General features: G+C 73.3%; 19 protein-coding genes and 1 tRNA gene. 10 read left to right on the top strand and 10 right to left on the bottom strand.

Annotated features, from left to right (window positions below):
- Positions 1-47 precede the first annotated feature (47 nt).
- Entirely contained in the window at positions 48-1,046 is a 999-nt protein-coding gene (locus tag ACLQ2V_RS00255; RefSeq protein ID WP_425716290.1) for an aldo/keto reductase, read from the top strand.
- Between the two features lie 138 nt (positions 1,047-1,184).
- Here ACLQ2V_RS00255 and ACLQ2V_RS00250 read toward each other — a convergent pair whose 3' ends face one another.
- Both ACLQ2V_RS00250 and ACLQ2V_RS00245 read right to left on the bottom strand, forming a co-directional pair.
- A complete protein-coding gene (locus ACLQ2V_RS00250) occupies positions 1,185-1,475 on the bottom strand; it encodes a hypothetical protein (protein ID WP_425716289.1) in 291 nt (96 codons plus the stop codon).
- A gap of 101 nt (positions 1,476-1,576) precedes the next feature.
- Positions 1,577-1,942, bottom strand: coding sequence for a MerR family transcriptional regulator (locus tag ACLQ2V_RS00245; RefSeq protein WP_425716288.1), 366 nt, complete (start codon positions 1,940-1,942; stop codon positions 1,577-1,579).
- Positions 1,943-2,048: 106 nt separating this feature from the next.
- Between ACLQ2V_RS00245 and ACLQ2V_RS00240 the strand changes: the two genes are divergently transcribed.
- On the top strand, positions 2,049-2,981 hold the full coding sequence (locus ACLQ2V_RS00240) for an alpha/beta hydrolase family protein (RefSeq protein WP_425716287.1): 933 nt from the start codon (positions 2,049-2,051) through the stop codon (positions 2,979-2,981).
- 43 nt (positions 2,982-3,024) lie between these two features.
- On the opposite strand, the gene ACLQ2V_RS00235 is transcribed toward ACLQ2V_RS00240, so the two are convergent.
- The 7 genes from ACLQ2V_RS00235 to ACLQ2V_RS00205 form a co-directional block, all read right to left on the bottom strand.
- On the bottom strand, positions 3,025-3,588 hold the full coding sequence (locus ACLQ2V_RS00235) for a dihydrofolate reductase family protein (RefSeq protein WP_425716286.1): 564 nt from the start codon (positions 3,586-3,588) through the stop codon (positions 3,025-3,027).
- The gene (locus ACLQ2V_RS00230; protein WP_425716285.1) at positions 3,576-4,073 is read right to left on the bottom strand and encodes an SRPBCC family protein; all 498 of its coding nucleotides are present in this window, start codon (positions 4,071-4,073) and stop codon (positions 3,576-3,578) included. The genes ACLQ2V_RS00235 and ACLQ2V_RS00230 overlap by 13 nt, the downstream gene beginning before the upstream one ends.
- Positions 4,070-4,444, bottom strand: coding sequence for an ArsR/SmtB family transcription factor (locus tag ACLQ2V_RS00225; protein WP_425716284.1), 375 nt, complete (start codon positions 4,442-4,444; stop codon positions 4,070-4,072). The genes ACLQ2V_RS00230 and ACLQ2V_RS00225 overlap by 4 nt, the downstream gene beginning before the upstream one ends.
- Before the next feature lie 250 nt (positions 4,445-4,694).
- Positions 4,695-4,766: transfer RNA gene (locus tag ACLQ2V_RS00220), tRNA-Arg, on the bottom strand.
- 130 nt (positions 4,767-4,896) lie between these two features.
- Positions 4,897-5,589 carry a winged helix-turn-helix domain-containing protein gene (locus tag ACLQ2V_RS00215; protein WP_425716283.1) on the bottom strand — a complete coding sequence of 231 codons (693 nt, stop codon included), beginning with the start codon at positions 5,587-5,589 and terminating at the stop codon, positions 4,897-4,899.
- Positions 5,590-6,025: 436 nt separating this feature from the next.
- Complete coding sequence (locus ACLQ2V_RS00210) at positions 6,026-6,694, bottom strand: DUF305 domain-containing protein (protein ID WP_425716282.1); 669 nt, start codon at positions 6,692-6,694, stop codon at positions 6,026-6,028.
- 27 nt (positions 6,695-6,721) lie between these two features.
- Positions 6,722-7,537 (bottom strand): DUF3105 domain-containing protein, encoded by an 816-nt coding sequence (locus ACLQ2V_RS00205; RefSeq protein ID WP_425716281.1) that lies wholly within the window; start codon positions 7,535-7,537, stop codon positions 6,722-6,724.
- 97 nt (positions 7,538-7,634) lie between these two features.
- On the opposite strand from ACLQ2V_RS00205, the gene argS reads away from it, so the two are divergent.
- The 6 genes from argS (at position 7,635) to ACLQ2V_RS00175 (ending at position 18,184) form a co-directional block, all read left to right on the top strand.
- Positions 7,635-9,299 (top strand): arginine--tRNA ligase, encoded by a 1,665-nt coding sequence (gene argS / locus ACLQ2V_RS00200; RefSeq protein ID WP_425716280.1) that lies wholly within the window; start codon positions 7,635-7,637, stop codon positions 9,297-9,299.
- 39 nt (positions 9,300-9,338) lie between these two features.
- On the top strand, positions 9,339-10,724 hold the full coding sequence (gene lysA, locus ACLQ2V_RS00195) for a diaminopimelate decarboxylase (protein WP_425716279.1): 1,386 nt from the start codon (positions 9,339-9,341) through the stop codon (positions 10,722-10,724).
- An 8-nt stretch (positions 10,725-10,732) separates the two neighbouring features.
- Positions 10,733-12,046, top strand: a complete 1,314-nt coding sequence (locus tag ACLQ2V_RS00190) for a homoserine dehydrogenase (protein ID WP_425716957.1) — start codon at positions 10,733-10,735, stop codon at positions 12,044-12,046.
- A gap of 131 nt (positions 12,047-12,177) precedes the next feature.
- The gene (gene thrC, locus ACLQ2V_RS00185) at positions 12,178-13,227 is read left to right on the top strand and encodes a threonine synthase (RefSeq protein WP_425716278.1); all 1,050 of its coding nucleotides are present in this window, start codon (positions 12,178-12,180) and stop codon (positions 13,225-13,227) included.
- A gap of 122 nt (positions 13,228-13,349) precedes the next feature.
- Positions 13,350-16,610 carry an efflux RND transporter permease subunit gene (locus ACLQ2V_RS00180; RefSeq protein ID WP_425716277.1) on the top strand — a complete coding sequence of 1,087 codons (3,261 nt, stop codon included), beginning with the start codon at positions 13,350-13,352 and terminating at the stop codon, positions 16,608-16,610.
- Positions 16,611-16,942: 332 nt separating this feature from the next.
- Complete coding sequence (locus ACLQ2V_RS00175) at positions 16,943-18,184, top strand: MFS transporter (protein WP_425716276.1); 1,242 nt, start codon at positions 16,943-16,945, stop codon at positions 18,182-18,184.
- A gap of 100 nt (positions 18,185-18,284) precedes the next feature.
- On the opposite strand, the gene ACLQ2V_RS00170 is transcribed toward ACLQ2V_RS00175, so the two are convergent.
- Entirely contained in the window at positions 18,285-18,620 is a 336-nt protein-coding gene (locus ACLQ2V_RS00170; protein ID WP_425716275.1) for a hypothetical protein, read from the bottom strand.
- 108 nt (positions 18,621-18,728) lie between these two features.
- Between ACLQ2V_RS00170 and thrB the strand changes: the two genes are divergently transcribed.
- Together thrB and rho are read left to right on the top strand one after the other, a co-directional pair.
- A complete protein-coding gene (thrB, locus tag ACLQ2V_RS00165; RefSeq protein WP_425716274.1) occupies positions 18,729-19,673 on the top strand; it encodes a homoserine kinase in 945 nt (314 codons plus the stop codon).
- 295 nt (positions 19,674-19,968) lie between these two features.
- Positions 19,969-22,134 (top strand): transcription termination factor Rho, encoded by a 2,166-nt coding sequence (gene rho, locus ACLQ2V_RS00160; RefSeq protein WP_425716273.1) that lies wholly within the window; start codon positions 19,969-19,971, stop codon positions 22,132-22,134.
- The last annotated feature ends 86 nt before the right edge of the window (positions 22,135-22,220 follow it).

Raw genomic sequence — 22,220 nt, 5'->3', positions numbered from 1 at the left:
CGCCCGGCGCAGGGTGGGTGACGACACCGACGACGAAGGAGCACACGATGCGGACACGAACCCTGGGCAGCACCGGACCGCACACCTCCGCGCTCGGCCTGGGCGCGATGGGCATGTCGGACGGCGCCTACGGCATGGCCGACCGCGCGGAGAGCATCGCCACGGTGCACGCCGCGCTGGAGGCCGGCGTCACGCTGATCGACACCGGCGACTTCTACGCCATGGGCCACAACGAGCTGCTGCTGGCCGAGGCGCTGCGCGGTCGGGACCGGGACAGCTACCAGCTCAGCGTCAAGTTCGGGGCGCTGCGCGGGCCCGGCCACGAGTTCGGCGGGCAGGACAACCGCCCCGAGGCGGTGCGCAACTTCCTGGCGTACTCGCTGAACCGGCTCGGCACCGACCACCTCGACATCTACCGCCCGGCCCGGCTCGACCCGGCGGTGCCGATCGAGGAGACGGTGGGCGCGATCAAGGAGATGGTCGACGCCGGGTACGTGCGGCACATCGGCCTGTCGGAGGTCAACGCCGAGACGATCCGCCGGGCGCATGCCGTGCACCCGATCGCCGACCTGCAGATCGAGTACTCGCTGCTGGTGCGCGCGGTGGAGGCGGACGTGCTGCCCACCCTGCGGGAGCTGGGCATCGGCCTGACCGCGTACGGGGTGCTGGGCCGGGGCCTGCTCTCCGGGCACTGGCGCGCCGACCGGGTGGCCGGCCCCGGCGACATGCGCGCGATGAGCCCACGCTTCGCGGCCGGGAACCTGGAGCACAACCTCGCCCTGGTGGAGGCGCTGCGCCGGGTCGCCGAGACGAAGGGCTGCACCGTCGCGCAGCTGGCCATCGCCTGGGTGGCCGCCCAGGGCGAGGACATCGTGCCGCTGGTCGGGGCCCGTACCCGGGAGCGGTTGGGCGAGGCGCTGCCCGCGCTGGAGGTGCAGCTCGACGCGGACGACCTCGCCGCGATCGAGCGGGCGGTGCCGGCGGGCGCGGCGCGCGGCGACCGCTACCCGGCCCCGATGATGGCCCTCCTCGGCGTGGGGAACTGAGGCCCGCTCTCTGGGGCGGCACCGACTGTTCGGGCGCGGGCTCCGTGGGGAGCCCGCGCCCGAGGCCGGGCCGCCGTACGGGCCGTGCCGGGTGGTGCGGGTCGGTCCGGGTGCCTGCCGGGCCCGGGTGCAGCTCGGTCAGCGGGTGCAGCGGACCTGCGCGTACACCACGTAGTAGCCCAGGGAATGCCGGGTGGTGAAGTGCCCGTCGGCGACGCACTGGGTGGCCTGGTCGAACCCGTCGGCGGTGGCCAGGGCGCGCGCGTTGGCGTCGGCGTAGTACAGGGCCGTGAAGGGATTGTTGTTCATCCCGGTGCCCGAGAAGGTCTTCGTCTCGCTGGCGGACGCCGCCGTCGCGCCGAGCACGACGGTCGCGCAGGCCGTCGTGGCCAGCACGGTGGCCGCGAAGATCCGACGAAGCGCAGGCATGTGAACCCCATTCTGTCGATGCGAACGAGCCACCCCACGCCCGAGTCTGCAAGAAGACATGCATCCCCATCAACCCCTAGCGTGGTCGGCCCGGCTCCGCCTCAGCGGGTCATCGACGCGCGGGCCCGCCGGTTCACGGCGATGACCTCGTCCAGCGCGTCGCGCGTACGCAGCAAGTCGGCGATGTGCTCGTCGAGCCGCGCGCGTTGGGCGGCCATCCGCGCCCAGGCGTCGTCGGCGCTGGCCCCGCTCGGGGAGTCGACGCAGGGGAGGAGGTCGACGATCGTGCGACTGGAGAGCCCCGCCGCGTAGAGCCGTTGCAGGAATTGCACCCGCTCGACGTCGGCGGCGACGTAGACGCGCTGCCCGCCGGGGCTGCGGCTGCTGCTGAGCAGCCCCTGCTCCTCGTAGTAGCGCAGCGCACGGACGCTGACCCCCGCCCGCGCCGCGAGATCCCCGATCCGCACGTGAGCCCCCTCACAGCCGGTTGCCTCTGACGTCGACGGTAGGTCCTACCGTCCCTGCGTGTTGTACCACCCACATCCAGCGCGAACCCCGAGGGACAAGCCCGCCATGACTCAGCTCGGCCCCGCCGTCGGCCCCGCCGCCACCCCGATCGTCTCGGTGAAACCGCTCGTCCTGCCCGCCCCCGGACGCGGGGCGGACCTGCACGTGCGAGTCTCCGCGCCGACCACCGGCGGCAACCTGCCGGTGATCCTCCTCGCCCACGGCTACGGCTCGTCGCTCGACGGCTACGGCCCGCTCGCCGACCACTGGGCGGCGCAGGGGTTCGTCGTCGTCCAACCCACGCACCTGGACTCTAGGACGCTCGGCCTCGCCCCCGACGACCCCCGCGCGCGCCGGTTCTGGCGCTTGCGGGTCGAGGACATGACCCGCGTCCTGGACCACCTCGACGAGCTGGCCGCCGCCGTGCCCGGCCTGGCCGAGCGGGGGATCGACCACGGCCGCATCGCCGCCGCCGGGCACTCCTTCGGCGGTCAGACCGCCGGCATCCTGCTCGGCCTGCGGGTCCTCCCACCGGCGGGCACGGGCGAGGACCTCTCCGACCCGCGCGTCTCCGCCGGCGTGCTCCTCGCCACGGCCGGCACCGGCGGCGACGACCTGACCCCCTTCGCGCGGGAGCACTTCCCGTACCTCAACCCCGACTTCACGCACCTGACGGCCCCGGCGCTGGTGGTCGCCGGCGACCGGGACCAGTCCGCGCTGAGCGTTCGCGGCCCGGACTGGTCGGCCGACCCGTACCTGCTCGGCCCCGGACCGAAGAGCCTGCTCACCCTCTTCGGCGCGGAGCACTCCCTCGGTGGCATCCCCGGCTACGAGGCGGCGGAGACCACCGACGAACACCCCGGCCGGGTGGCGCTGCTGCGGCGGCTCACCACCGCGTACCTGCGCAGCGCGCTCGACCCGGCGGATCCCGCCTGGCCGACGGAGGTGGCGCAGCTCGCGGCGAGCCGGGACCCGCTGGGCCGCGTCGAGTCCAAGTAACCCGGCCGGCTCGACGCTTCGGCGAGCCGGACCGGGTCGTCGGTCACTGTCCGCGCAGGCCGTAGCGCAGGTGTACGGCGCCGTTGGCGAACCGGCGCTCGTCGAGGAGCTCGAGGTCGGCGCGGGTGCCGGCCGGCAGCCACGGCTTGCCCCCGCCGACGAGCCTGGGCCAGACGAGCAGGTGGCACTCGTCGACCAGCCCGGCCTGGAGAGCCTGCGTCGCGAGGTGCGCGCCGCCCACGGTGAGATCGCTGTCGGCCGTGGCCTTCAGCTGGCGTACGGCGGCGGGGTCGAAGTGGCGTTCGATCCGGGTGTGGGCGGTCGACACGGCGTCGAGAGTGGTGGAGTAGACGACCTTGTTCGGCGCGTGCCAGACCTTCGCGAACTCGGCCGTGAGGTCGGACTGGGCGGCCAGGGCGGGGTCGGTCTCCCAGACGGCCATCGTCTCGTACAGTCGCCGCCCGTAGAGGAACGTGCCTGCGGACCGCAGGAGGTCGGTGGTGAACGCGAACACCTCGTCGTCGTGCGGAAACAGGGTGAAGGAGCCGTGCTCGTCCTCGATGTAGCCGTCGAGCGAGACGTTCGTGACGTAGATCAGCTTTGCCATGCCTCTGCCTCTCGGTGGTGGGCCATCACGTTCTTCAGCGTGGCGTCCAGCTTGGTGAACGCCTGGTGCCAGCCCGCCCCGCTGGGCTGCGCCAGGTGTTCGGGGAGCCACTGGCGGATCTCGAGCCGGGTCCGTCCGTCGGCCTCGTCGTGGAACTCGACCCGGAGTCTCGTCTGGAACGGTTCGAGGCCCTGTTGCAGCCGGCCACCGACGTGCATGACGCCTTCGATCAGTTCGCCGTCGGCGACGTCGGTGAGGTCGACGTGGACGCGCACGCGAAGGCCGGGGTCGGCTGCGTTGACCTCCGTCCACCGTTGATGGCCGCCGGGGCGTACGTCGAACTCGATCTCGTCGCGCGGCAGTGAGTTGCCGGTCGGGCCCCACCACGCCGCCAGGTGGTCGGGATCGGTGAAGGCCCGGTAGACGAGTTGTCGCGGCGCGTGGAAGACGCGCGAGACGACGAGCTGCGGTTTGTCGGTGTTCATTCGAGCTCCTTGGGGTCCTCGGCCATCCGGTCCGTCGCCCGTTCGGTGGCCTGCACCGCGGCGAGGTGGGCATCGAGGCGGTCGAGGGACGAGTCCCAGAACCGCCGGTAGCGCTCGATCCAGTCGGCCGCCTCGCGCAGCGGGGCAGCCTCGAGGCGGCTCGCGCGCCACTTGCCCGACCGCGACCGCGAGATGAGCCCGGCATGTTCGAGCACCTTCAGGTGCCGGGACACCGCCGGCATCGAGATGGCGAGCGGGGCGGTGAGCTCGGTGACCGTGGCGTCGCGTTCGGCCAGCTCGGCGAGGATCGCCCGTCGAGTCGGGTCCGCGAGCGCCGAGAAGATCGTGCTGAGCTGGTCGCTGCCAGCCACTCGAAGCCTCCTCACTTAACCGATACGTTAAGCGTATTGGGACACTGGTGAGGTTGTCAACGAGATGGGTTCTGTCGGCGCGGCCCCAAGGTCAGCGCTGGACGTGCTGCCGGACGCCCTGCGCGGGGCGGTGTCCGCTGCTGCCGCGCTCCGGGCGCGTTCGGCACCCGTGGGCCGAGCCACGCAAAAATGCCCCGACCGCTCGGCCGGGGCATTCTTCGATCTTCTACTGGTCTGGAGTTCTGTGAAGTGCCCCCGGCAGGATTCGAACCTGCGCCCCCGCCTCCGGAGGGCGGTGCTCTATCCCCTGAGCTACGGGGGCTCAGCGACTGGAGAAGACTAGCAAACGCCCCCGCCGATCGCCGAATCGGTATCCGCTGATCGCCTCGCCCGGGGCCGCCGACGTGCCGCGTTCGCCCTCCGGTGCACCCCGTCCGTCCGTTCGCAGGGTGTCAGGCGGCGACCGCGCGCCCGCAGCTCGGCAGCGGGTGCAGGGCGATCCGCCGGGGCAGCCGGCGCGGCCACTCGTTCTTCGGCCAGGAGCCGTCGACGATGAGGTGCACCGGGTGCTCCTCGGCCCCGCTGAGCCGCAGCACGAACTCCCGGGGCAGCGGCGGGTCGACCGACGGCGTGGTCACCATGAACCGGACCCGCCCCCGGGAGGAGACGGCCGAGATCACGTCGGCCGCCGGCATGGTCCCGCGCAGCCGGATCCGGCCGATCCAGTAGACCTCGGCCAGGTGCTCCTGGGCGGCCCGGGTGATCGCCGGGTAGTCCAGGCGCACCCAGCGCTCGACCGCCCCGACGCAGAGCCCGCAGGCGCGCTCGCGCGGCTCGCGCGGCCCCAACCCCCAGGCCCGCAGGTACGCCCCGACGGCCCCGACGTCCATCGTCGGGTCGAAGCGGCGCTGGACCAGCGTGGTGAGACTCTGCCGGCTCCACAGCTCCTCGTCCAGGCCGAACTCGTCGGGGTGGACGCCGCGCAGGACGTCGATCAGTTCCAGTTCCTGTTCGCGGCTGAGCGTTCCGGGCTCGCCCTGCCGCTGTCCGCGACGGACGGCTGCCACCGTTCCGTCACCGCCGATGGTGTGGCGTCGGCACCAACTGGTGACCGAGCGCCGTGCGTCTCTGAGTGCAACCCCCACGTCCTACGCAACGAGCACGAATCCCACCTGGTCACGATATGTAGGTGGAAAACTCCATCAACCTCTGGTTTGCGACAAACACCCCAAAACCACCAAACCGGACGCAGGTGTGCGGGCGGGTGACCGCCGCGCGGCCAAGATCCGAGCATTTTCCCCGAAAATGCTGGCTCGATCAGGGGTTCAGTCAGCATTTTCCCCGAAGATGCGCGGATCTTGACCCTGCGGGGGGAGAGGGGGGAGGGGGAGGGAAGGGTGCGGGAGTCCAGCAGGGGGAGGTCGGCGGGAACAGGAAGACCGCCCGTCGAGCGAGTCGACGAGCGGTCTTCCTGGCGGGATGCCCCGGTCACCCTGGCGGGCTGGCGGGATGCCCGGGTCACCGGTGCGGGCTGGCGGGCAGCCCCGCGTCACCCTTGTGGGCTGGAGGGGACGCCCGGGGTCAACCCTTGAGGCGGTTCAGGGCGGCCCTGAGGTTCGTCAGGTCCGTCTGCTGGGTGTTCTTCATGGTCTGGGCCGTCCTGACCACGTCGTCCTCGTCGCTGACGTCGAGGATGCCGTCGATCATGTGGACGCCGCCGAGGTGGTGGCGCTCCATCATCTGCAGGAAGAGGACGTCCAACTCACGGCCCTGGGCGGCGCGGAGCTTCGCCATCTCCTCCGGGGTGGCCATGCCCGGCATCAGCCCGTTGCGGACCGCGGCCTCCCCGTCGGGCATCCACGCCATCCGGGGCTGCGACCCGGTCGGGTCGAGGCCCCACGAGCGCAGCCAGCCCTGCATGGTGCCGATCTCGCCCTGCTGGCCGGTGGCGATGTCGCCGCCGACGCTGACCACCTCGGGGTCGGTGCCCCGCTGGAACGCGATCAGCCCCATCTCCACCGCCTGGGCGTGATGGGTGCTCATGTCCCGGGCGAAGCCCGCCTCCGCCGAGGCGTCACCCGGGCGGGTGAGCTTCGGCGTGAGCAGGCCGCCCGCGTACCCGAGCAGGAGGCCGACCACGACGGCGGCGGCGAGGGCCAGCAGGCCGAAGCGGCGCGCGGGCCCCCGGCCGCCCTCGTCGGGAGCCGGGGCCTCGTCCGCGTCGCGGTCGAGGGTCGTGGGTACGGTCATCGCGGGTCCTCGTCGTCGGTGTCGGTGTTACTGCGGGGGCATCTGCTCGCCGAGCTCACGCGGCGCGGTGCCGGTGGCCGTGACGCCCTGGGCGCAGTTGGCGGTCGGGCCCTCGATCGAGGCGTTGACCCGCAGCGTCTTGATGAACTCGTCGATCCGGCCGTCGTCGGCGTTGTCGACCTTGAGCTGGTATCCCCAGGCCTGCAGCGCGACCGGCTTGTCCAGCCCCTCGTACGGGCTGAGCAGCATCTTCTCCTGGCCCTGGACCTTGCCCTTGAGCTTGGTCACCTGGTCGGCGGGCAGGTCGGGGCGGTAGGTGATCCAGATCGCGCCGTGCTCCAGGCTGTGCACCGCGTGCTCGTTGGCGATCGGGGCGTCGTAGACGTCGCCCATGCAGTTCTGCCAGGCGGCGTTGTGCGGGCCGGCCACCGGCGGGGCCTGCGCGTACTTGATCGCGCCCTGCTGGTGGTTGCTGCCCTTGACCAGCTCCGGGTCCTGTTTGCGGAAGTTGACGACGCCGTCGATGTCGGCGGCCCGGTCCTCCCACGGCTTGGTGCCCTGGAACGCGGCCCACGCGCCGTAGCCGATGATCGCGACGGCGAGGACGCCGACCGCGACGAAGAGCGCGATCGGCCCCCAGGGCCGGCCCTGGCTGACCTTCACGGGCGCGACCGGCTTGCGCGGGCCCTTGCCCTTGCCGCCGGCCGTGGGACGCGGGGGGGCGTCCTTGGGCTTGCCGTCCCCGGCCTTGGTGCCGGAGGCCGGCCGGCCCGCCGCCGGCTTCTTGCCGGTGGTGACCACGGTCGGACGGCGCTCCGGGCCGCCCGGGGTGCTGATGCTCATCGTGCCTCGTCAGGTCGGTCGGTCAGGGAGTGGCGGGTCGTGTTCACGCGCAGGGTCGCCGCCGGGTGCCCGAGTCTACCCCCGATAACATGGTTCGGTGACTCCCGCAGAACTGGCCGAGGTCGTCCTCTCCGCAGCCCACGCAGTCTTCGTCGACCGGGGCCTGGACCCCGCCGCGCTCCCCGGGCGCACCGCCGTCGAGCGACCGCGCAACCCGGAGCACGGTGACTACGCCTCGACGCTCGCCCTGCAGCTCAGCAAGAAGGTGGGCGTGCCGCCGCGCGAGCTGGCCACCGCGCTGGCCGAGCAGCTCGGCCGGGCGCCGGGGGTCAAGTCGGTGGAGATCGCCGGTCCGGGCTTCCTCAACATCCGCCTCGACGCGGCCGCCGCCGGCCAGCTCGCCCGCTCGATCGTCGAGGCCGGCCCGGCGTACGGGCGGAGCACGACCCTGGCCGGGCAGAAGATCAACCTGGAGTTCGTCTCGGCCAACCCGACCGGCCCGGTGCACATCGGCGGGGTCCGCTGGGCGGCCCTGGGCGACGCGCTCGGCCGGCTGCTGCGCGCCACCGGCGCCCAGGTCGGCACGGAGTACTACGTCAACGACGCCGGCTCCCAGATCGACCGCTTCGCCGGCTCCCTGCTCGCCGCGCTGAAGGGCGAGCCCGCTCCCGAGGGCGGCTACGCCGGGGCGTACGTCGCGGAGATCGCCGCCGCGGTGCGCGACCGCCGGCCCGACGTGACGAGCCTGGACGACGCCGCCGCCCAGGAGGTGTTCCGCGTCGAGGGCGTGGCCCTGATGATCGACGAGATCAAGTCGTCGCTGCGCGACTTCGGGGTGGACTTCGACGTCTACTTCAGCGAGAAGGGCCTGCACGAGCGGGGTGAGCTGGAGCACGCCGTGACCCGGCTGCGCGAGCAGGGCAACATCTACGAGGCCGAGGGCGCGATCTGGCTGCGCACCAGCGACTTCGGCGACGACAAGGACCGGGTGCTGCGCAAGTCCAACGGCGAGTGGACGTACTTCGCCGCCGACTGCGCGTACTACCTCGACAAGCGCGAGCGCGGCTTCGACCGGGTGGTGATGATGCTGGGCGCCGACCACCACGGCTACATCGGCCGGATGAAGGCGATGGCCGCCTGCTTCGGCGACGACCCGGACGCCAACCTGGAGATCATGATCGGCCAGATGGTCAACCTGGTCCGCGACGGGCAGCCGGTGCGGATGAGCAAGCGGGCCGGCACGATGGTCACGCTGGAGGACCTGGTCGACGCGATCGGCGTGGACGCCGCCCGGTACGCGCTGGCCCGCTACTCCAGCGACTCGCCGATCGACATCGACGTGGAGCTGTGGACCCGGGCCACCCGGGACAACCCGGTCTACTACGTGCAGTACGCGGCGGCCCGCACCGCCAACGTGGGCCGCAACGCCGCCGAGGTGGGGCTGACCCGGGGCGACGCCGAGGCGTTCCGGCCCGAGCTGCTCGGCCACGACAAGGAGAACGAGCTGCTCAAGGCGCTCGCCGAGTTCCCCGCCGTGGTCGCCACGGCCGCCGAGCTGCGCGAGCCGCACCGGGTCGCCCGGTACCTGGAGGAGCTGGCCGGGGCGTACCACCGCTTCTACGACAACTGCCGGATCCTGCCGCTCGGCGACGAGGAGGTCACCGACCTGCACCGGGCCAGGCTCTGGCTCAACGACGCCACCCGCACGGTGATCGCCAACGGCCTGCGGCTGCTCGGCGTCTCCGCCCCCGAGCGGATGTAGTCGCATGCGAATCCGACAGTCACGAAGCGTGCGCCGGTAATGCACTCCCACGAGGCCGGCGCGCTGCACGCCGGGATCGGCTACCGGGGGCCGGCCTGGCTGCGCCCCCCGGCCGACGTCAACGCCCTGGTGCCGGCGCTCTGGCCGCGTACCGTCACCCGGGCCGCCGACGGCGCGCTCGCCGTCGCCCGCCTCGGCGTCGCGGAGCTCGCGGCCGAGTTCGGCACCCCGCTGTACGTCCTCGACGAGGACGACCTGCGGTCGCGCTGCCGGGAGTTCCGGGCGGCGTTCACCGACGCCGACGTCTACTACGCGGGCAAGGCGTTCCTCTGCCGCGCCGTGGTGCGGATGATCGCCGAGGAGGGGCTGTACCTGGACGTCTGCACCGGCGGCGAGCTGGCCGTGGCGCTGTCGGCGGGGATGCCGCCGGGGCGGATCGGCTTCCACGGCAACAACAAGTCCGTCGCCGAGCTGACCCGGGCCCTCGACGCGGGGGTGGGGCGGATCGTCGTCGACTCGTTCGCCGAGATCGACCGGCTGACCGCGCTGGCGCGGGAGCGGGGCGTGCGTCCCGGGGTGCTGGTCCGGGTCACCGTGGGGGTGGAGGCGCACACCCACGAGTTCATCGCCACCGCGCACGAGGACCAGAAGTTCGGCTTCTCCCTGGCCAGCGGGGCCGCCGCGGCGGCCGCGTTCAAGGTGCTCGACGAGGGCGTGCTGGACCTGCGGGGGCTGCACTCGCACATCGGCTCGCAGATCTTCGACACCAGCGGCTTCGAGGTCTCCGCCCGGCGGGTGCTGGCCCTGCAGGCGCAGATCCGCGACGCCCGGGGCGTCGAGCTGCCCGAGCTGGACCTCGGCGGCGGGTTCGGCATCGCGTACACCAGCCAGGACGACCCGGCCACCCCGCACGAGCTGGCCGACCGGCTCCGCAAGATCATCGACGGTGAGTGCGCCGCCGAGCGGCTGACCGTGCCGCGCCTCTCCGTCGAGCCCGGCCGGGCGATCGTCGGCCCCGCCGTGTTCACCCTCTACGAGGTGGGCACGGTCAAGGACGTGGACGGGCTGCGCAGCTACGTCAGCGTGGACGGGGGGATGAGCGACAACGTCCGGCCCGCCCTCTACGACGCGTCGTACTCGGCGACGCTGGCCTCCCGGGCGTCGGCCGCGCCGCCGACGCTCGCCCGCGTGGTGGGAAAGCATTGCGAGTCCGGGGACGTGGTGGTGAAGGATGAATTCCTGCCCGCCGACGTGCAGCCGGGAGATCTTGTCGCGGTGCCCGGCACCGGGGCCTACTGCCGGAGCCTGGCCAGCAACTACAACCACGTGCCCCGGCCCCCGGTGGTCGCGGTGCGCGACGGCCGGGCCCGCCTGATCGTCCGGCGGGAGACCGAAGAAGACCTGCTCGCATTGGATGTCGGATGACCCAACCTGTGCGCTTGGCGCTGCTCGGCTGCGGAACCGTCGGCAGCGAGGTGGTGCGGCTGCTGCACGAGCAGTCCGCCGACCTCGCCGCCCGGATCGGCGCGCCCCTGCAGATCGCCGGGATCGCCGTGCGTCGGCTCGGCCGGGACCGCAGCGCCCTGCCGGTCGACGACGTGCTCTTCACCACCGACGCGCTCGGGCTGGTCAAGCGCGACGACGTCGACGTGGTGATCGAGGTGGTCGGCGGGATCGAGCCGGCCCGGGGCTGGCTGGTGGAGGCGCTGCGGGCGGGCAAGAGCGTGGTCACCGCCAACAAGGCGCTGCTGGCGGAGGACGGCGCGGCCCTGCACGACGCCGCCGCCGAGGGCGGGGCGGACCTCTACTACGAGGCGTCGGTGGCGGGGGCCATCCCGCTGCTGCGCCCGCTGCGCGAGTCGCTGCACGGCGACCGGGTCAACCGGGTCACCGGCATCGTCAACGGCACCACCAACTTCATCCTCTCGGCGATGGACGCCACCGGCGCCGGCTTCGCCGAGGCGCTGGAGGAGGCCACCGCGCTGGGCTACGCCGAGGCCGACCCGACCGCCGACGTGGAGGGCTTCGACGCCGCCGCCAAGGCGGCCATCCTCGCCTCGCTGGCGTTCCACACCCGGGTCACCGCCGCCGATGTGCACCGCGAGGGGATCACCGAGGTCACCGCCGCCGACGTGGCCAGCGCCAAGGCGATGGGCTGCACGATCAAGCTGCTCTGCATCGCCGCCCGGGGGCGCGACGCCGCCGGCGCGGAGACCGTCGGCGTGCGGGTGCACCCCGCGATGATCCCGCTGAGCCACCCGCTGGCCGGCGTCGGCGACGCCTTCAACGCGGTCTTCGTCGAGGCCGAGGCGGCCGGGCAGCTCATGTTCTACGGCCGGGGCGCGGGCGGCGCGCCGACGGCCAGCGCCGTGCTCGGCGACGTGGTGGCGGTGGCCCGCAACCGCCTCGCCGGGGTGCGCGCGGCCAGCGAGTCCGCGTACGCGGGGCTGGCCGTGCGGCCGATGGGGGAGGCGCTGACCCGCTACCACGTCAGCCTGGACGTGGCCGACCGTCCCGGCGTGCTGGCCTCGGTGGCCGGGGTCTTCGCCGCGCACGACGTGTCGATCGCCACCGTCCGGCAGGGCGCGGCGGGCGGCGGCCGGGTCGCCTCCGGCGCCGACGCGGAGCTGGTCATCGTCACCCACGTGGCGCCCGACGCCGCGCTCGCGGCCACCGTCGAGCAGCTGCGCGGGCTGGACAACGTCCGGTCGGTGGCGAGCGTGCTGCGGGTGGAGGGCGGGGCCTGAGCGACCCGGGTCACGATCGCGTCTCGCCTGATGGTTAGGCGCGGGTGCGCCGGCCCCGGGCCGGGGACCGTGGGTCACCCTGGAGGCGAGGCGGCCCGGCACGGCGGGGCGGCAGAGGCGAGGAGAGCGACATGTGGCGGGGCCTGATCGAGACGTACCGGGACCGGCTGCCGGTCACCGCCGCGACTCCCGTCGTCACGCTGCACGAGGGCAACACCCCGCTGGTGCCCGCCCCGGTGCTCTCCGCCCGGCTCGGCGCCGAGGTCTACCTCAAGGTGGAGGGGGCCAACCCGACCGGCTCGTTCAAGGACCGGGGCATGACCCTGGCGGTCTCGAAGGCCGTCGAGCACGGCGACAAGGCGATCATCTGCGCCTCGACCGGCAACACCAGCGCCTCCGCCGCCGCGTACGCCGCGCGCGCCGGGATCACCTGCGCCGTGCTGGTGCCGCAGGGCAAGATCGCCCTGGGCAAGCTGGCCCAGGCGCTGGTGCACGGCGCGAAGCTGCTCCAGGTCACCGGCAACTTCGACGACTGCCTCGCCACCGCCGCCAAGCTCGCCCAGGACTTCCCGGTCGCGCTGGTCAACTCGGTCAACCCCGACCGGTTGCAGGGGCAGAAGACCGCCGCGTTCGAGATCGTCGAGGCGCTCGGCGACGCCCCGGACATCCACTGCCTGCCGGTCGGCAACGCCGGCAACATCTCCGCGTACTGGATGGGGTACTCGGAGGACCTACGTGACGGCAACGCCACGAAGGCCCCGAGGATGTACGGCTTCCAGGCCGCCGGGGCGGCCCCGATCGTCACCGGCCAGGTCGTGCCGGAGCCCTCCACCATCGCCACCGCCATCCGGATCGGCAACCCGGCGAGCTGGACCAAGGCCGTCGACGCCCGGGACGCCTCCGGCGGGCTGATCGCCGCCGTCTCCGACCGGGAGATCCTGGCCGCGTACCGGCTGCTGGCCCGCGAGGTCGGGGTCTTCGTCGAGCTGGGCAGCGCGGCGAGCGTGGCCGGGCTGCTCCAGCAGGCCGCCGCCGGCCGGGTCCCGGCCGGTGCCACGATCGTCTGCACGGTGACCGGCCACGGCCTCAAGGACCCGGAGTGGGCGATCTCCACCGCGCCCGCCCCCATCACCATCGGCAACGACCCGCTGGCCGCCGCCCGCGCCCTCGATCTGGTCTGACCGCCGCCGGCGGACGGGGGCGGCCGGGCGGGCGACGCCCGCGCGTCACGCGGCGGGGCCGGTGCGGCACACTCTTTCTCACCGAGCTGTTCCGCCTTCCGTTTCAGGAGTGAGCCACGCCGATGTCACTGCTTGCCAGATTCAGCCTCGCCAACCGGGGGCTGGTGGCCCTCATCGCGGTGGTCCTGACGCTGTTCGGTCTGTTCGCTGTGCCGTCGTTGAAGCAGCAGCTCCTGCCGTCGCTGGAGTTCCCCGGCGCGTTCGTCATCGCGCCCTATCCCGGCGCCGCGCCCGAGATCGTCGAGTCCCAGGTCACCGAGCCGATCGAGAAGAGCCTCCAGGGCATCCCCGGCCTGGAGGAGGTCACCTCGACCTCCCGCGAGGGCGCCGCCACCGTCCAGGTGCAGTTCGTCTTCGGCACCGACCTGGACGACGTGGTCAACAAGATGCAGACCGCGCTGAGCCGGATCGAGGCCCAGCTCCCCGAGGGCGTCGACCCGCAGGTGCTCACCGGCGGCACCGACGACCTTCCGGCCGTGGTGGTCGCCGCCACCGGCGGCGGCGGTGACCAGCGGGTGCTGGCCGACAAGCTGCGCGACACCGTGGTGCCGGACCTGGAGTCGATCGAGGGGGTCCGCACGGTCGACGTGACCGGCACCCGCGACCAGGTCGTCACGGTCACCCCGAACCAGGCCAAGCTGGCCGCCGCGAAGCTCCCGCCGACCGCGATCGGCACGGCCCTGAAGACCAACGGTGTCGCCGTGCCGGCCGGCGCGGTCAGCGACGGCACGCGGGCCCTCACCGTCCAGGTGGGTACGCCGATCCGCTCCGTCGACGACCTCAAGAGCATCGTGCTGACCTCCAGCACGCCGAAGTCGACCCCGGTCCGGCTCGGCGACGTGGCGGCCGTGGAGCAGCAGCTCGCCCCGGCCACCTCGTTCACCCGCACCAACGGCCAGGACAGCCTCGGCATCGCGGTCACCGCCGCGCCGGACGGCAACGCCGTCGAGATCTCCAACGAGATCCGCGACCGCCTCGCCGACCTGCGGGCCGCCTCCGGCGCGGAGCTGACCGTCGTGTTCGACCAGGCGCCCTTCGTGGAGAAGTCCATCGAGAGCCTCGCCACCGAGGGCCTGCTCGGCCTGGTCATGGCGGTCCTGGTCATCCTGGTCTTCCTGCTGTCGGTGCGCTCCACCATCGTCACCGCGGTCTCCATCCCGCTGTCGGTGCTGGTGGCGTTGATCGTCCTCTGGATCGGCGACTACTCGCTCAACCTGCTCACCCTCGGCGCGCTGACCATCGCCGTGGGCCGGGTGGTCGACGACTCGATCGTGGTCCTGGAGAACATCAAACGACATCTGGAGTACGGCGAGCCGAAGCGGCAGGCGATCCTCACGGCGGTCCGTGAGGTGGCCGGGGCGGTGACCGCGTCGACCCTGACCACGGTGGCCGTCTTCCTGCCGATCGCGCTGGTCGGCGGCTTCGTCGGGCAGCTCTTCGCGCCGTTCGCGATCACCGTGACGGTGGCCCTGCTGGCCTCGCTGCTGGTCTCGCTGACGGTCATCCCGGTGCTGGCGTACTGGTTCCTCAAGCCCAAGGGCGGGACGGACGACGCCGCCCGGCGGGCCGCCGAGGCCAAGGAGCTGCGCAGCCCGTTGCAGCGGGCGTACCTGCCGGCGATCAGCTTCGCCACCCGCAGCCGGGCGACCCGTTGGATCACCCTGGGCCTGGGCGTGCTGGTGCTGCTGGGCACCTTCGGGCTCTCCAGCGCGCTGAAGACCAACTTCCTGGACGACTCCGGCCAGGACACCCTGACCATCAGCCAGCAGTTGCCGGCCGGCAGCGGCCTGGCGGCCACCGACGAGGCGGCCCGCCGGGTCGAGGCGGTGCTGACCCGCACCGACGGCGTCAAGACGTACCAGGTCAGCGCCGGCGGCAGCGAGCAGATCTTCGCGGCGGGCGGCAACAACGCGGCCAGCTACTCGGTCGCGCTCGACGGCGACGCCGACGTGGCCGAGGTGAAGGAGACGCTGCGCCGGGAGTTCGACGACCTCGGCCCCGGCGTGGGCGAGCTCAGCTTCGGCGTCGGCCAGGGCGGCGCGTCGACCAACCAGTTGGCGGTCGTGATCCAGGCGGCCGACCAGGAGGTGCTGACGCGGGCGGCCGAGCAGGTGCGGGTGGCGATGGCCGACACCGCCGAGGTCGAGGACGTCTCGTCCACCCTGGCCGAGCGGGTGCCGCGGGTGGACGTCACCGTCGACCGGCTGGCCGCGGCGAAGGCGGGGCTCACCGAGGCCGCCGTCGGGCAGCTCGTGTCCCAGCTCTACCGGGGTTCCCCGCTGGGGCAGGTGACCCTCGACGGCGGGCAGCAGGACGTGGTGCTGCGCTCCGCCGGCAAGCCGCCGACGACCGTGGAGGAGCTGCGCGCCCTGCGGGTCGGCCCGGTCAAGCTGGACGACATCGCCGACGTCACCCCGGCCGAGGGGCCGCAGCAGGTGACCCGGATCGACGGCGAGCGCAGCGTCACGGTCACCGGCACGGCGACCGGGTCGAACCTCGGCGCGACCACCGAGGAGTTGCAGAAGAAGCTGGACGCGATCGACGTGCCCGGCGCGAAGATCAGCATCGGCGGGGTCAGTGCCGACCAGGCCGACGCGTTCGCCGACCTGGGGCTGGCCGTGCTGGCCGCCATCGCGATCGTCTTCCTGATCATGGTGGCGACGTTCCGCAGCCTCACCCAGGCGCTGATCCTGCTCATCTCGATCCCGTTCGCGGCGACCGGGGCGATCGGCCTGCTGCTGGCCACCGGCACGTCGCTGGGCGTGCCGGCGCTGATCGGCGTCCTGATGCTCGTCGGCATCGTGGTGACCAACGCGATCGTGCTGCTCGACCTGGTCAACCAGTACCGGGCGCAGGGCATGCCGGTCGGCGAGGCGGTGATCGAGGGCGGCCGACGCCGGCTGCGTCCGATCCTGATGACCGCGGTGGCGACGATCTTCGCCCTGCTGCCGATGGCATTCGGGTTGACCGGCGAGGGTGGCTTCATCTCCAAGCCGCTGGCGGTCGTGGTGATCGGTGGCCTGCTCAGCTCCACCCTGCTCACGCTGATCCTGGTCCCGACGCTCTACACCATGGTGGAGCACACCAAGGAGTCGCTGCGGGCCCGCCGCCAGCGGCGCGGCGGTGACCCGGCGGAGCCCGAGGCACCGGTCCCGGGCGACGCCCCGGCCAGTGATCCCGAGCCGACGCCGACGGCGGCACCGTCGCGTCCCACCGCCGAGGCCCGGCCGGCGCCGTCGGCGGCGCTGCTGGACGGCACCGACCAGTTCGAGGTGCTGCGGCTGCCGAGGAGTCGGCAGTCGCCGCTGCCGCCGCCCGAGTAGCCGGGCACGACCACGACACGCCCCCGCCGGGTCCGCCCGGCGGGGGCGTGCCGCGTCGGGCCGCCCGGCACGGCCGTGTCGGGCCCGGCTCGTGTCGCGCCGGGCCGTGTCGGGCCCGGCTCGTGTCGGGCCCGGCACGTGTCGCGCCGGGATGCGTCGCGGATCCGACTCCGCGCCCCGGGCCGGCGATCGCATACTGACGGGTGTCGGATCGCCCCCTCGACGGCGGTCCGCCCGGAGGCGGGGGCCATGGTGGACGGTGTCGGTCGGCGGCGGCGGGCCCGGCGGCGGCCGGCGGGACCGCCGGCCGCCGCCGGGTAGGGTCTTTCCCCGTGTCGCCCACCGTCTCGGTCCTGGTCCGCAACCGGAACTTCCGCAACCTCTTCCTGGCTGAGCTGGTGGTCTTCGGCGCCGACTGGTTCGTCATGGTGCCGCTGCTCGTGCTGCTGCCGAAGCTGACCGGCAGCGGCGTCTGGGGCGCGCTCGTGCTGGCCGTGGACACCGGCGTGGTGGCGCTGCTGCTGCCGTACACCGGCACGATCGCCGACCGGTTCGACCGCAAGAAGATCATGATGGTGGCCAACCTGGCCGCCCTGCTCGGCGTGCTGCTGTTGCTCGGCGTCCGCAGCGCCGACACGGCGTGGCTGGCGATGGCGGCGGTCGCCGTGATGGCGGTGGCGAAGGCGTTCTACTCCCCGGCCGCCCAGGCCGCCCTGCCCAACGTGCTCGACCCGGAGGAACTGGCCGCCGGTAACGCGGTGGCGGGCTCCGCCTGGGGCACCATGACGGTGGTGGGTGCCTCGTTGGGCGGGGTGCTCAGCGCCGCCGCCGGCCCGTACGTCTGCTTCTGGGTGGCGGCGGGCGCGTTGACGGCGGCGGCGGGGCTGGCGGCGCTGATCCGCCGCCCCTTGCAGGCCCCCCGCGACGCCGCCGTGCCGGCGCAGCGCACCTGGCCGGCGATCCGGGAGGCCCTCGGCTACATCGCCCACCGTCCCCGGGTGCTGGCGCTGGTCACGGTGAAGTCGGCCGTCGGGCTGGGCAACGGCGTGCTCACCGTCTTCCCGCTGCTGGCCGGCGTGTACGGGGTGGGCCCGCTCGGCGCCGGCCTGCTCTTCGCGGTGCGCGGCGCGGGCGCCCTGATCGGGCCGATCCTGATGCGCCGGGCGCTGACCAGACGGGCCTGGCTGCTGCCCGGCCTGGCCCTGTCGATGTCCCTGTACGGCGTGGCCTACCTCGGCACGTCGGTGGTGGGCTGGTTCCCGCTGGTGCTGGCGCTGGTCTTCGTGGCGCACCTGGCCGGCGGGAGCAACTGGGTGCTGTCGAACTTCGCCCTGCAGGGCGAGGTGCCGGACCGGCTGCGCGGCCGGGTCTTCGCCACCGACATGATGCTGGCGACGCTCGCGATCTCGGTCAGTCAGCTCGTGGTGGCCGGGGTGGTCGACCTGGTCGACGAGCGGGTGGTGCTGGCCGGCTGTGGCCTGGTCACGTTGGTCTACGCGGTCGGCTGGCGGATCGCCACCCGCCGGCTCTCGCTGACCGGGGAGCCGGCCACCGACCCCGCCCCGGCCCGCTGACCCGCCCCGGCGGGGCGCCGGGCTCCCGCCCGAGGGCCGGGCTCGCGGGCGTCGCGCGGTGGGTGGATCGCGTGGTGGGTTGGGTCGCGCGGCGGGTGGGTCAGGCGTTGGGGCGCCGGCCGGTCAGCGCCGCGGCGACCAGCAGGCCCAGGCCGACGGGGTTGAGCACCGCCGAGACCAGGCCGAGGCCGCCGCTGAGCCAGCCGATGTCGCCCGCCGACGTCCCGGATTGGTGCAGCCGGGGGATGACCACCAACCAGGCGAGGTTGAGCAGCGCGCCGACCAGCAGCACCAGCGCGCCGCAGACCAGCAGCGTGCGGGAGCGCCGGGGCAGCCGGTCGCGCGTCAGCACGGCCAGCACCACCCCCGCGACCAGCACCAGCAGGGTCGGGAGCTGGACGGCGAACTGGATGGCGGAGTAGAGCAGGGACTGCACGCCGTCTCCCGTCTCGGGTGGTGCGGGCCAGGCTATCGGAGGTGGTCGAATCCCACGGACCGGGCGGGCGGGCCGCGGCCGGGGCGGGGCGCGGCCTAGCATGGGCGCGTGTCGACGACATTCGTGTCCGGGCCGGTGAAGGTCCGGGTCCCGGCGACCAGCGCCAACCTCGGGCCGGGGTTCGACGCGCTGGGGCTGGCGCTCGCCCTGTACGACGACGTGGCCGCCGAGGTGGTGCCCGACGGCGTGCGGGTGACGGTGACCGGGCAGGGCGCGGGCGAGCTGCCCGACGACGACGCCCATCTCGTCGTCCGGGCGATGCGGGCCGCCTTCGACGCGCTGGGCGGGCAGCCGCCGGGCCTCGCGGTGGAGTGCGTCAACCGTATTCCCCAGGCCCGGGGCCTGGGTTCCTCGTCCGCCGCGATCGTGGCCGGCGTGCAGTTGGCCCGCGCGCTCGTCGCCGACGGCGCGACCCGGTTGGACGACGCGGGGGCGTTGCGCCTGGCGGCGCAGCTCGAGGGGCATCCGGACAACGTCGCCCCCTGCCTGCTCGGTGGCTTCACGATCGCCTGGACGGAGCCCTCGGGGGCGCGGGCGGTCTCGCTGGCCGTCGACGCGCGGGTGCGCCCGACGCTCTTCGTGCCCGAGGAGCGGGGGCTGACGGCGGTGGCCCGGGCCGCGCTGCCCGGTGCCGTCCCGCACGGCGACGCCGCCCTCACCGCCGGCCGGGCGGCGCTGCTGGTGCACGCCCTGACCCGCGCGCCGGAGCTGCTTTTGCCCGCGACGGTCGACCGGCTGCACCAGGGCTACCGCGCCGAGGGGATGCCGGAGACGTCCGCCCTGGTCGATGCGTTGCGTGCGGCCGGTGTGGCCGCCGTGGTCAGTGGGGCGGGTCCGACGGTCCTGGCGTTGAGCGAGCCGCCGGCGAACCTCGGCGCAGGAACAGGTTGGCGCAGGTGGCGGTTGGGTATAGAGGTGCACGGAGCGCGGTCCGCACGGGGTACACTGGGACACGCCGAGCGGGACCCTGTTGCCGCAGGTCGGAAGAGTTGATTACGCTCTAGACTTAGCACAGCCGCGAAGCATGCGATCTCCCTGCGGGTCGGCGCACCCCTGAAGCTCTCGGCGGTCAGCCCGTCACCTCTGCTCAAGGCCCACGCCGCACCGCAGTTTCCGCAGGTCGCCGCAGAGGGCGAGAGCTGCTCACCGAGGTTGGTGAGTCGGGAAATCGACCGGCTGCTGTGTCACAGTCTCCCGCGACGCGTCATGCGAGGCGGGTGCACCGAGGCCGCCCGGCCACCTGCTTGTCGACCCCGGGCAGTCCCGGCCTATCGAGGGAAGGAATCCATTGAGCGACACCACCGACGTGACGTCGGATGTTTCCAACGTCGCTGGCGATGCCACCGCCGCCGCCCCCGTCCGCCGTCGACGCAGCGGCACCGGCCTGTCGGCGATGCTGCTGCCGGAGCTCCAGAGCCTGGCCGCGTCGCTCGGCATCTCCGGCACGGCCCGCATGCGCAAGGGCGAGCTGATCAGCGCGATCTCCGAGCGGCAGGGCGGCGCCGCCGCCGGGACCCCTCGACCGCGCGCCGAGGTGGCGGCTGCGGCCGCTGCCACCCGTGAGGAGGTGCGCGCGGAGGTCTCTCCGGCTCCGGTCGGCGCGGACCAGAGCCGGGCACCGGCCACGGGCCAGAGCCGGGTGTCGGCGGAGCCGGCCGCTGCCGCGCCGACCGAGGGACGCACCCGGGCCCGGCGCAGCCGCGCCGGCGCTGCTGTCGACTCCCGGCCCGCCGTGGTCGACTCCCGGCCCGCCGAGGCCGAGCCTCGGCCGGCCGAGAGCCGCACCGAGGAGCCGCAGGCCGTGGCCGTCACGACCGAACCCACCGACCGCGGCGAGAGCCGTCGGGAGCGGGGCGAGGGCCGGGGCGGCCGGGACCAGGCCGACCGGGGCGAGCGTGCCGAGCGCACCGACCGGGGCGAGCGCACCGAGCGTGCCGACCGGGCCGACCGCACCGAGCGTGCCGACCGCACCGACCGGGGCGATCGCACCGAGCGTGCCGACCGCACCGAGCGCAACGACCGGGGCGACCGGGGCGATCGTGCCGAGCGCAACGATCGGGGCGACCGTGCCGATCGCGCCGAGCGCAACGATCGGGGCGACCGTGCCGACCGTGCCGACCGCACCGAGCGTGCCGACCGGGGCGACCGCAACGACCGGGGACAGCGTGTCGAGCGGGACCACGACGACGACGACGAGAACGGCGGCCGGCGTGGCCGGCGCAGCCGCTTCCGGGATCGCCGGCGGGGCCGTGGCGAGCGCGGCGAGGGCGACAACGTCTCCGTCGGCGGTTCGAGCCGCGAGCCGCAGGTGAGCGAGGACGACGTCCTCGTCCCGGTCGCCGGCATCATCGACGTGCTCGACAACTACGCCTTCGTCCGGACCACCGGCTACCTGGCCGGCCCGAACGACGTGTACGTCTCGATGTCGCAGATCAAGAAGTACGGCCTGCGGCGCGGCGACGCGATCACCGGTGCCGTGCGCGCGGCGGCCCGCGACGGCGAGCAGCGGCGGGACAAGTACAACCCGCTGGTGCGGCTGGACACGGTCAACGGGATGGAGCCGGACGAGGCGAAGCGTCGCCCGGAGTTCTACAAGCTCACCCCGCTCTACCCGCAGGAGCGGTTGCGGCTGGAGACCGAGCCGCACATCCTGACGACCCGCGTCATCGACCTGGTGATGCCGATCGGCAAGGGTCAGCGGGCGCTGATCGTCTCGCCGCCCAAGGCCGGCAAGACCATGGTGCTCCAGGCGATCGCGAACGCGATCACGCACAACAACCCGGAGTGCCACCTGATGGTGGTGCTGGTCGACGAGCGGCCCGAAGAGGTCACCGACATGACCCGGTCGGTCAAGGGCGAGGTCATCGCGGCCACGTTCGACCGTCCGCCGCAGGACCACACCACCGTCGCGGAGTTGGCGATCGAGCGGGCGAAGCGGCTGGTCGAGCTGGGGCACGACGTCGTCGTGCTGCTCGACTCCGTGACCCGGCTCGGTCGGTCGTACAACCTGGCGGCGCCGGCCTCCGGCCGGATCATGTCGGGTGGTATCGACTCCACGGCGCTCTACCCGCCGAAGCGGTTCCTCGGCGCGGCCCGCAACATCGAGAACGGCGGCTCGCTGACCATCCTCGCCACCGCCCTGGTGGAGACCGGTTCCATGGCGGACACGGTCATCTTCGAGGAGTTCAAGGGCACCGGTAACGCGGAGCTGAAGCTGGACCGGAAGATCGCCGACAAGCGGACCTTCCCGGCCATCGACATCAACCCGTCCGGCACCCGTAAGGAAGAGGTCCTGCTGGCACCGGAGGAGTTGGCCATCCTCCACAAGCTCCGCAAGGTCCTGCACTCGCTGGACTCGCAGGCGGCGCTGGACCTGCTGCTCGAGAAGCTCAAGCAGACCCGTACCAACATCGAGTTCCTGATGCAGATCGCGAAGTCCACCCCGGGGGACTGATCCGTACGGCAGCGAAGGGGCACGGCCGGCAGCGGCCGTGCCCCTTCGCGTCTCCACGGCCCCGGGGGAGGGGTTGAAGTTTTTCT

Origin of the sequence: Micromonospora sp. DT233, from assembly GCF_049841815.1 — a bacterium.
In the GTDB taxonomy this organism is placed as follows: Bacteria; Actinomycetota; Actinomycetes; order Mycobacteriales; family Micromonosporaceae; genus Micromonospora.
This window is presented reverse-complemented; position numbering and strand designations above follow the sequence as displayed.

What these genes read in the sequence shown, in the direction of transcription:
- ACLQ2V_RS00255 (WP_425716290.1), top strand. Translation starts at nt 48, where the DNA reads ATGCGGACACGAACCCTGGGCAGCACCGGACCGCACACCTCCGCGCTC.
- ACLQ2V_RS00250 (WP_425716289.1), bottom strand. Translation starts at nt 1,475, where the DNA reads ATGCCTGCGCTTCGTCGGATCTTCGCGGCCACCGTGCTGGCCACGACG.
- ACLQ2V_RS00240 (WP_425716287.1), top strand. Translation starts at nt 2,049, where the DNA reads ATGACTCAGCTCGGCCCCGCCGTCGGCCCCGCCGCCACCCCGATCGTC.
- ACLQ2V_RS00235 (WP_425716286.1), bottom strand. Translation starts at nt 3,588, where the DNA reads ATGGCAAAGCTGATCTACGTCACGAACGTCTCGCTCGACGGCTACATC.
- ACLQ2V_RS00230 (WP_425716285.1), bottom strand. Translation starts at nt 4,073, where the DNA reads ATGAACACCGACAAACCGCAGCTCGTCGTCTCGCGCGTCTTCCACGCG.
- ACLQ2V_RS00210 (WP_425716282.1), bottom strand. Translation starts at nt 6,694, where the DNA reads ATGACCGTACCCACGACCCTCGACCGCGACGCGGACGAGGCCCCGGCT.
- ACLQ2V_RS00205 (WP_425716281.1), bottom strand. Translation starts at nt 7,537, where the DNA reads ATGAGCATCAGCACCCCGGGCGGCCCGGAGCGCCGTCCGACCGTGGTC.
- lysA (WP_425716279.1), top strand. Translation starts at nt 9,339, where the DNA reads ATGCACTCCCACGAGGCCGGCGCGCTGCACGCCGGGATCGGCTACCGG.
- thrC (WP_425716278.1), top strand. Translation starts at nt 12,178, where the DNA reads ATGTGGCGGGGCCTGATCGAGACGTACCGGGACCGGCTGCCGGTCACC.
- ACLQ2V_RS00180 (WP_425716277.1), top strand. Translation starts at nt 13,350, where the DNA reads ATGTCACTGCTTGCCAGATTCAGCCTCGCCAACCGGGGGCTGGTGGCC.